Below are 9058 nucleotides of genomic sequence, written 5' to 3'. Positions count from 1 at the left end.
ACGAGCCGTCGATTACGCTCGACGGCTCGTTCACTGGCTCACCTGAATCGTGTTTTGACACCGCCGCGCAGGCCTATCTTCGATAGGATGCCCAACTGGGTACGAATTTACTGGAGGCTCTACTAGTAGGTGAAACAGACCAAGAGAGGTAGTTGTAGTAGTCGTCGCGTCATAGGTACGTCACCGAACCCTGTATCACGTTCCGCGTAGGAACGATCAGTGGTTCTGCGTTCATACGACCGTAGACGCCCCCGACTCGGAAAGGCACATCGGATAGTCTCGGTCAGCCGTCGGGCTCTGCATAACCATCTCATCACCAAGCGGGAGCGAAAATCCTGCCAACTCGGCGAGAGCGGAACGTTTTCCAAATCTCGAACTCGACAATTTTCGAACGATCCCGAGGCACTCGACTCGTTCCACCCGTCGATTTTCGAACGATGTGTTCGCCCGGCACGCCAATCGATTCGAAGCGGGAGGGGTCTCCGTTACATCTATTGCGTATCGTAACGTAGTGGATCGTAACGATGAAAACGGTCACCACGCGCATCCCGGAGGACGACGAGGAGGCCCTCGCCGAACTCGAGGCGGAGATGAGCGCCGATCGATCGGAGGTGCTTCGCCGCCTGATCCGACAGGGCCTCTCCGACTGGCGCAAGAAGCGGGCACTCGACCAGCTCCGTGACCACCGCATCACGCTGCGGAAGGCAGCGGAGCTGGCGGACGTCTCGTACGTCGAGATGTTGACCCTCGCCGCAGAAGAGGGGATCGACGTCGGGTACACGACGGACGACCTCGAACGCGATCACGATCGCATCTAATGGTCGTCGTCGATTCCTCCGCGCTGATTCCGCTCGCGTGGGTCGGGCGACTCGATCTCGTCTCGACCGCCTTTGACGATATTCGGACGACAGAAGAAGTTCGGGAGGAACTCCTCACCGAGGGGAAGCGTGGTACCGCGACGCTCGACGAGTTTCTGGCGGACGTAGCTGTTCACGGAACGCCGGGTGCAGCCGACGAAGTGGCGTCGATGGAGGGAATTGCTGTGGCCGACGCGTCAGTGATCCTGCTGGCAGAGGCCGACGAGAAAATCCTCCTCGCTAACGACAAAGGGCTGATCGAGGTCGCTCGGAGTCACGGCGTCGAGTGTTGGTGGGTGACGACGCTGTTGCTCAGGTGTACGAAAGAAAGTGACTTGGCGGCGGATGAGGCAACCGATATCCTGTACGACCTCGTGGACGAGGGAATGAACCTGCATCCGAAAGTCTACACGCGGGTGCAGAAGAAGCTCCGAGAACTGGGAGAGTAAATCGCCTCGGGCTCAAGCCCCGTGGCATCCGCCTCGATTCTTCTGTGAATTCGGTCACGTACCCAGCACGTTCGGAGAGACCGAGGACTGCATTCAACTACTGTCAGACGGTATGAAAGATGAGAACTCCGTCTACGACGGCGCGGGTGGACGCACCGCCGAGTCGATCCAGAAGTCTTCGACCGCCTGGGCGATCGCGTCGAACTCGTCCGGACTGTCCGGCTTCGTGATGTACGCGTTGGCGTCGAGTTCGTAACACCTGGTGACGTCCGCTTCGGTTTTCGAACTCGAGAGGACGATGACCGGTGGCGGTGGGTGCTCGAGCGACTCGTTCAGCGTCTCGAGGATGGTGAATCCGTCGACGCCGGGGAGGTTCAGATCCAGTAGGATCATGTCCGGTCTGTCGGGCGATTCGTCGTCCTCGCAGTCGCGAATCGACTCTTCGGCCTGTGAGCCGTTCGTGACGACGAGGAATTCGATATCGCTGTTCGTCGTCTTGAACGCTTCCTGCGTGAGACGGACGTCGCCCGGATTGTCTTCGACGAGCATGATCGTTATCGGGTCGTCGCTGTTCGAATCACTCATTACGGACCTCTATCACGTTCACACGGGTAAGACTGCTTCCTACACACGTAGTGGTGATCCAGCGGTCGTCACTGACGGATCGATCCCCGACTCGCGTACGAGTGCTTTTTACGTCGCGGCACACACCTCGGCGCATGGAACTGTCGCCCGAGGAGTACGGTGCGTACTGGCGCGCGTCGATTCGCGTCGCCGCGGGTGTCGTCTTCGTCTATCTGAGCTACCGGTTCGTCGTCTCGCAGCTGCTCGACCACTCCGACGCCGGTGCGGTTCTCATGGGCGTCTTCCTCTTTGTCGCGCTCGCGTTCGCCGGGACGTTCGTCGCGGTGCTCGGGCTCGCACGCGTCGTCCGCACCGCGGTCGACGCCGAGATGCGCGGCTGATTTCATCGCTCGCCCCACGAGGGCGGCCAGATGCCGGCCGCCCGCATCCCCGGCTCGTACCGTTGCTGGCGCAGCCGTTCGCGTAGTTCGCTCCCGTCGATACGCGGGACGTCCGTTTTCGTCAGTTCGACGACGAGCAACGCCGTCAGCATCGCGTGCGTGCGAAGATTTCGCGGATCGACCTTGTCTCGGGTGTCGGCCGCCGTGTGGCCCCATCCGCGTCCGCGCTCGCCGCCGTCCGGGGGTTCGCTGTACAGCTGCAGCGTCGGAACGCCTTCCCGGAGGAACGGCCAGTGATCGCTGAACGGATGGGGATCGCCGTCGAATACGATCGGCTGGCCGGCGTCGCTCGAGACGCGACAGGCGAGCCGTCCGAGCGCGTCGGACCCGTGCGAGATCGCTTGCAGATTTCGGAACCGTCCGGCACCGTCGACGTTGATCGCGGCGCGGACCGACTCGAGTGCGAGTTCGTCGGCGAGCTCTTCGGCACCGAGCAGGCCGATCTCCTCGCTGCCGACGGCGACGATCCTGACGCGTCGCTCGAGAATGGGTTCGATCTCCGCGAGGATGCGCGCCGCGCCGCCGACCGTCGCGATTCCGCAGCCGTTGTCGAGCGCGCCCTCCCCGAGGTCGTGGGCGTCGTAGTGGGCGACGACGACCACTTCGTCGTCGGTGTCCGGCCCGAGCGTCCCGCTCACGTTTCGACTCGTCCCCTCGCGCGTTTCGGCGTCAACGCGGAGACGCGCATCGACGCCCCGCTCGGCGTACTCGATGAGCCAGCTGTGGGTTTCGGCGCTGACGCCGACGCCGGGGATCGACGCCTCGCCGTCGAACCGGAGCGCACCGGTCGGCGGCAGCTGTCCGGGGCGGTGATTCCCGAAGACGAACCCGGCCGCACCCGCGGTCACGACGTGGCCGAACGTCTCCATTCGGTGGACGAACCGCTTGGCCGGCGGCGTCGTCGTGCTCGCGACGGCGACGTTTCCGCGAAGGTCCGCCTCTTCGATTTCCCCCGGCGTACCGTATCCGACGTCGACCAGTCTGCCCTCGATTTCGCCGGCGGGCGAGTACGGAAGCGCGACGGCGTCGAACGATCTGTCGATTCGTCTGTCGCCGTAACTCCCGACGCCGCTCGACGTCGATTCTCCGCCGAACACCTCGAACTCGGTGTTGAATCGTTCCCACCTGGGTATCGAGAACTCGTCGACGCGGACGTTCGCGAGCCCCACGTCTCGGAACGTTTCGTGGACGATCGTCGCCGCTCGCCGCTCTCCCGTCGACCCTCCCATCCGGCCGGAAAGTTCGGCCAGTCGCGTCACCAGCTCCCAGGGGTGATCGTCGATCCAGGCGCGACCGAGCGCCCGTGCGAGCCGATCGTCGATCCCGCCGGTCCCGTTCATACGCTCCGTTCGTCGGCCACGGAGAATACTCTGACGGCGAACCGATCGCGATTCGCCCAACACTCCGTCGATCCTCAGCGTCTCGAGCGGTCGATCCGGGCTCCGATACCCTTTACCACCTTCGTTGCGAATCGCCGGCTATGAGTTCCGTTCCCGACCGTTCCGAGGTCGACGAGGAGTACACCTGGAACCTCGAGAGTATCTACGCGACCGACGACGACTGGGAAGCCGCATACGAGGCCGTCAGCGAACGCGTCGACGAACTGGCGCGCTACGAAGGACAGACGATCGACGACGCGGAGACGTTGCTGACCGTGCTCGAGCTTCGCGACGAGGTGATGCGCGACGTTTCGACCGTCGCGGCCTACGCGCGGATGCGTCGCGACGAGGACACCACGGACCAGCACTACCAGGCGCTGACCGCCCGCGCCCAGTCGCTCGCGTCGGAAGCGCAGTCGGCGTCGTCGTTCATCGATCCCGAACTCCAGGAGCTGACCCGCGAGGAGTTCGAGGAGATGGTCGAGGCCGTTCCCGACCTCGAGACGTACGACCACTACGTCGACGACGTGTTGCGGATGAAACCGCACACGCGCTCGGCCGAGGTCGAGGAACTGCTGGCGGAGCTGAGCGAGGTGACCGGCGCGTCCGGCGACGTCTACAACATGCTCTCGAACGCCGACATGGAGTTTCCGGCGGTCGAGGACAGCGACGGTGAGTCGATCAAAATCACGCAGAGTAACGTCACGAACCTGCTCAAACGGACGGATCGCGACTTCCGCCGTCGGGTGTACGAGGCCTACTTCGACGAGTGGGAGGCGATGCGGAATACGGTCGCCACCGCCTACAAGAACAGCGTCAAAGCCGACGTCAAATTGGCCGGGGTGCGCGACTACGACAGCGCCCGCGAGGCCGCCCTCGACGGGCCGAACGTCCCGGTCTCCGTCTACGATACCCTCGTCGATTCGGTTCACGACAACCTCGAGAAGCTCCACCACCACGCCGAACTCAAGCGCGAGGCGCTCGACGTCGACGAGCTCCGGATGTGGGACCTCTATATGCCTCTGACCGGCGACGAAGGTCCCGACGTCGACTACGACCGGGCGACCGAGTACGTCGTCGACTCGCTCGAACCGCTGGGCGAAACCTACCAGTCCCGCGTGGCGGAGGGACTCAACTCCCGCTGGGTCGACGTCTACGAGAACGAAGGGAAGCAGTCGGGGGCCTACTCCGGCGGAACCTACGACACCCAGCCGTTCATCCTGATGAACTACCAGGACGACATCTCCTCGATGTACACCCTGGCGCACGAACTCGGCCACTCGATGCACTCCGAGCTGGCGAAAGACGAACAGCCCTTCGTCTACTCGGGCTACGAGATCTTCGTCGCGGAGGTCGCGAGCACCGTCAACGAGGCCCTGTTGACGAACCACCTGCTCGAGACGGTCGACGACGACGAGTTCCGAACGCACGTCCTGAACGAGTTCCTCGAACGGGTGCGCTCGACGCTGTACCGCCAGACCCTGTTCGCGGAGTTCGAACACGAGACTCACCGCCTCGAGGAGGCGGGCGAACCGCTCACCGCGGACCGACTGGACGACCTCTACCGCGGGCTCAAAGCGGAGTACTACGAACCCGCCGTCGTCGACGACCGGATCGCCCGCGAGTGGATGCGCATTCCGCACTTCTACCGGGCGTTCTACGTCTATCAGTACGCGACCGGCATCTCCGCGGCGCTCGCGCTCGTCGACCGCATTCTCGAGGAGGGCGAGACGGCCGCCGAGGACTACCTGACGTTCCTCCGGCGGGGCTCGCGGGAGTATCCGCTCGACCTGCTCCGGATCGCCGGCGTCGACATGAGCACGTCCGAGCCGATCGACCGCGCGCTCGCGACCTACGGCGAGCGGCTCGAGGAGTTAGCCGAGTTGCTCGAGTAGAGCACGATCACCGTCTTCAGCAGTTTCGAACAACCGGGTAACAACCGGTCGGTAACTGGCCGATCGGATAGTTGGATCCAGTACTCAGACGGAGCCCCGCGGCTCTCGTTCAAAAAATCTCAAACGGTGATGGCTCAGACGGAGAACCCGAGTGCTGCACAGAGGAAGTCACCACTGCGCTGGCACCCGTATCGATCGATCACTTCGACGACTGCCAAACAGAACGCGGCACAACCACCGGCGGCGACTGGGTTTGCGGTCCGCAGACAGATCCGTGCACACGCCGAACGTTGGACCTGATCTCCGTACCGGTCACAGACTTCCGACACGACCGCGATGCAAAGTCCAGCGCTAATGACTCCCGGCACGCTCGGCAGCGATTGCGTACCGGCCTCCGATTCGCCCTCGAGTTCCGACATGGACCGAGAGACGGTAAATTCGTCGATGCTCTCGACGTCCCGGCTCGAGTCGGTCGTCCCAGCGTCGGCCGTTCCAACGTCGGACGTCTCATCATCGGCCGTAGCGACTCCAGCGTTGGACTCTTCGAACGCAACGACGTCGACGGTAAAGTCGATCTCCCCGCTTTCCTCGTTCTGTTCGCCGCTGACGACGAATGCCCACGCAGCGACGGGTACGTGTCTCCCATTTCCGTCCTCTGATTCGACGATAAGAGCGTTGAGTAGCGCGATCTCCTCTTCGTCTTCACTGTGGAACGGAACGAACAGACTCACCGGATCGAGTTGCTCGAACTCCCCGGAATCGATATCCACCTCCGCTCTCTCCTCGAGGGAGAGGTCGCCAGCCGAGACGGGGATCGCGACCGCATCGTGCATCGCTGGATTGAACCCCTTCTCGTTGAGGTTCTGGTAGAGTTTCCGCGATTCATCCGATCGACGACTGGCTGCGGTGTACTGGCGGACCTCCGAGCCGGTGAGCAGCTCGTCGGGCTCTGTTGCACCCGCAGTGCCTATCATTCCTGTGCCGATTCCAGCAACACCGGTGGCGCCGACCGCTTTCAAAATCGCTCGCCGGTTCGCTGATGTTTCTTCTGAATCGCCATCTGAATTTTCTTCCAATATAGCAATTTCTAATAATTAGAAATGCATACTTATATATTTATTTTGTAAACATGACTATATTAATCATTTGTATTTGGTCTTGCTTTTATATCATTAAGGTTATATTTGAGCGACGCAGTCGTCTCCTCGTGTGGGCACTACACGCCCTCAGAACCCCGAACGCTGCTATCCGATCGAGCGAAACGGTTTTAATAATCGTTGGACAGCCCGCCGAACCCAATATACGAGCCCGAGACGGTTCTCTTCGAGAACGTACCCCTCGGCGCTCGAGTCGACGAAGTCGTCTTCTTCGAGCGTCGTAAGGGCATCGTGGACGCGTTCCCGGTCGACACCCAGTTTGGCGGCGAGCTCCTCGTCCGTCTGGGGCGAGTCAGCGTTTCTGAGTACGTCTCGGAGTTCATAGAGGAGAGCCGCCTGGATTCTGTCATCCTCGGGTAACCGATCCTGAGGGGGCTCTCCCGCGGTTCCGATGAGTACGTCGAGAAGGAGCCACAACGCGATCAACACGAGAAGTGGGACGAGCCATCCGACTTCCGTCCAGTATAATACGGTTACGGCGGTCCCGACGGCAACGACGCCAAGGAGGACCACCACCGACACCGTCCGAGAGGTCAGACGATCAGTGGACGGGACGAGCCACACGGCCCTCACAAGAACGACGAAGCCGAGTATCGCTGCTGTTGCTTCGCTCCCGACGTCGAGAATCAAATACAGTAACACACCGAGAAGGACCAGATGGCCCACTTCACGAGCGAGGGTTGAAAAGTATTTCTCGATCATTTCCCAGGATTACCGCAGCTACCCTATTAAAATCACCGCTGTCTGCATAGTATTTAAATGGATCGTACCCGGCGGGATACAGCGGTTCGAATCGACAGTGTCGGCGCGAGCGCGTTTGAGGCGATCGGCTAGAATAGTTCTGGCCAACAGTTCGCGTGTAGGAGTGCATTGACACAAAACGACTACGACAGACCACTACGAGTCGTGTTCGTCGACGGTCTGGTGGGCTGCAAGAACTACCCGCGACCCAAAGGCACATTTATCGCCGGGGTCTTATCGATGCACGTCAGGATGTCTCGAAGCCCGTCTCTTCCCGACCGACCCCATCGCGAAATAGACCCCGATCTCCCCGACGACGAGCGGATTGAGGCGCTGCGCGGCCACTACGCCGAACTCGTCGACGTCCACGAACAGCTCTCTGCCCAGCTCGACGACGCCGAGGAGCGAAGAGCGAGCCTTCGGGAGCGAGTCGACCGCGTCGAGCGCGAAAACGAGACGCTCAAGAGCTCGTCGCTGTACATCGCGACCGTCGAGGACGTCGTCGGCGACGGCGAAGTCGTCGTGAAACAACACGGCAACAACCAGGAGGTGCTCACCGAAGTCTCGCCGCGAATGGCAGACCGGGTGGGTGCCGGCGATCGCGTCGCAGTCGACGATTCGTTCGCGATCCAGACCGTGCTGGACGCCGAAACCGACGCTCGCGCCCAGTCGATGGAGATCACCGAGCGCCCCGAGGTCAGCTACGAGGACATCGGCGGCATCGACCAGCAGATCCGCGAGGTCCGTGAAGCCGTCGAACAGCCCCTCTCGGAGCCCGAAGTCTTCGAGGAGGTCGGTATCGAGCCACCGAGCGGCGTCTTGCTGTACGGCCCGCCGGGCACCGGCAAGACGATGCTCGCGAAAGCGGTCGCGAACAAGACCGACGCGACGTTCGTCAAGATGGCCGGCTCGGAACTCGTCCGCAAGTTCATCGGCGAGGGGTCCCGTCTCGTTCGCGACCTCTTCGAGATGGCCCGCGAGCGCGAACCCGCCATCATCTTCATCGACGAGATCGACGCCATCGCGACCACGCGAACGGAGTCCAAAACGTCGGGAGACGCCGAGGTTCAGCGCACGATGATGCAACTGCTCGCGGAGATGGACGGCTTCGAGGCCCGCGGCGAGATCCGCATCATCGCCGCCACCAACCGCTTCGACATGCTCGACCGCGCCATCCTCCGTCCCGGCCGGTTCGATCGTCTCATCGAAGTGCCAGAGCCCGACCGCGACGGCCGCGAGCGGATCCTCCAGATCCACACCCGCGAGATGAACGTCGACAACGACGTCGATTTCGCCGCCCTCGCCGACGACACCGAGGGCTACTCCGGCGCAGACATCGAGAGCCTCGCGACCGAGGCGGGCATGTTCGCCATCCGAAACGAACGAAACGAGGTCCATCACCAGGACTTCCTCGAGGCCGTCGACAAGATCGAAAACGACGACTCGAGCGACGTCGTCACCTCTGCGGGTTACTTCTACCAGTAGACCGATCGGACTGCGTTTCGAACGCGATGGGTTCTCACTTCTCGAGCGGGCCCAGCGACCGCAATCGGCG

Annotated in this window: 9 protein-coding genes; 5 read left to right on the top strand and 4 right to left on the bottom strand. The window is 62.2% G+C overall.

Annotation, left to right across the window (positions count from 1 at the left end):
* Positions 1–524 precede the first annotated feature (524 nt).
* Both EA472_RS19960 and EA472_RS19955 read left to right on the top strand, forming a co-directional pair.
* The gene (locus EA472_RS19960) at positions 525–818 is read left to right on the top strand and encodes a UPF0175 family protein (RefSeq protein ID WP_124193261.1); all 294 of its coding nucleotides are present in this window, start codon (positions 525–527) and stop codon (positions 816–818) included.
* Entirely contained in the window at positions 818–1306 is a 489-nt protein-coding gene (locus EA472_RS19955; RefSeq protein ID WP_124193260.1) for a hypothetical protein, read from the top strand. Before EA472_RS19960 ends, EA472_RS19955 begins: the two co-directional genes overlap by 1 nt.
* Before the next feature lie 132 nt (positions 1307–1438).
* Here the strand turns inward: EA472_RS19955 and EA472_RS19950 are convergent, their stop codons facing one another.
* The gene (locus EA472_RS19950; RefSeq protein ID WP_207891192.1) at positions 1439–1891 is read right to left on the bottom strand and encodes a response regulator; all 453 of its coding nucleotides are present in this window, start codon (positions 1889–1891) and stop codon (positions 1439–1441) included.
* 134 nt (positions 1892–2025) lie between these two features.
* Here EA472_RS19950 and EA472_RS19945 point away from each other — a divergent pair, with 134 nt between their 5' ends.
* Entirely contained in the window at positions 2026–2271 is a 246-nt protein-coding gene (locus EA472_RS19945; RefSeq protein WP_124193259.1) for a hypothetical protein, read from the top strand.
* Positions 2272–2273: 2 nt separating this feature from the next.
* Here EA472_RS19945 and EA472_RS19940 read toward each other — a convergent pair whose 3' ends face one another.
* Entirely contained in the window at positions 2274–3671 is a 1398-nt protein-coding gene (locus tag EA472_RS19940) for a M28 family peptidase (RefSeq protein ID WP_124193258.1), read from the bottom strand.
* 140 nt (positions 3672–3811) lie between these two features.
* On the opposite strand from EA472_RS19940, the gene pepF reads away from it, so the two are divergent.
* Positions 3812–5605: an oligoendopeptidase F gene (gene pepF / locus EA472_RS19935; RefSeq protein ID WP_124193257.1), complete on the top strand. Its 1794-nt coding sequence runs from the start codon at positions 3812–3814 to the stop codon at positions 5603–5605.
* A 134-nt stretch (positions 5606–5739) separates the two neighbouring features.
* On the opposite strand, the gene EA472_RS19930 is transcribed toward pepF, so the two are convergent.
* Positions 5740–6579, bottom strand: a complete 840-nt coding sequence (locus EA472_RS19930; protein WP_124193256.1) for a halocin C8-like domain-containing protein — start codon at positions 6577–6579, stop codon at positions 5740–5742.
* 270 nt (positions 6580–6849) lie between these two features.
* Entirely contained in the window at positions 6850–7464 is a 615-nt protein-coding gene (locus EA472_RS19925; protein ID WP_124193255.1) for a hypothetical protein, read from the bottom strand.
* A 291-nt stretch (positions 7465–7755) separates the two neighbouring features.
* Between EA472_RS19925 and pan2 the strand changes: the two genes are divergently transcribed.
* On the top strand, positions 7756–8988 hold the full coding sequence (pan2, locus tag EA472_RS19920; protein ID WP_124193254.1) for a proteasome-activating nucleotidase Pan2: 1233 nt from the start codon (positions 7756–7758) through the stop codon (positions 8986–8988).
* Positions 8989–9058: the final 70 nt, after the last annotated feature.

This window comes from Natrarchaeobius oligotrophus, from assembly GCF_003841465.1.
Classification (GTDB): domain Archaea; phylum Halobacteriota; class Halobacteria; order Halobacteriales; family Natrialbaceae; genus Natrarchaeobius; species Natrarchaeobius oligotrophus.
The sequence above is the reverse complement of the archived record's forward strand: the minus strand, read 5'-3'. Positions and strand labels throughout refer to the sequence as shown.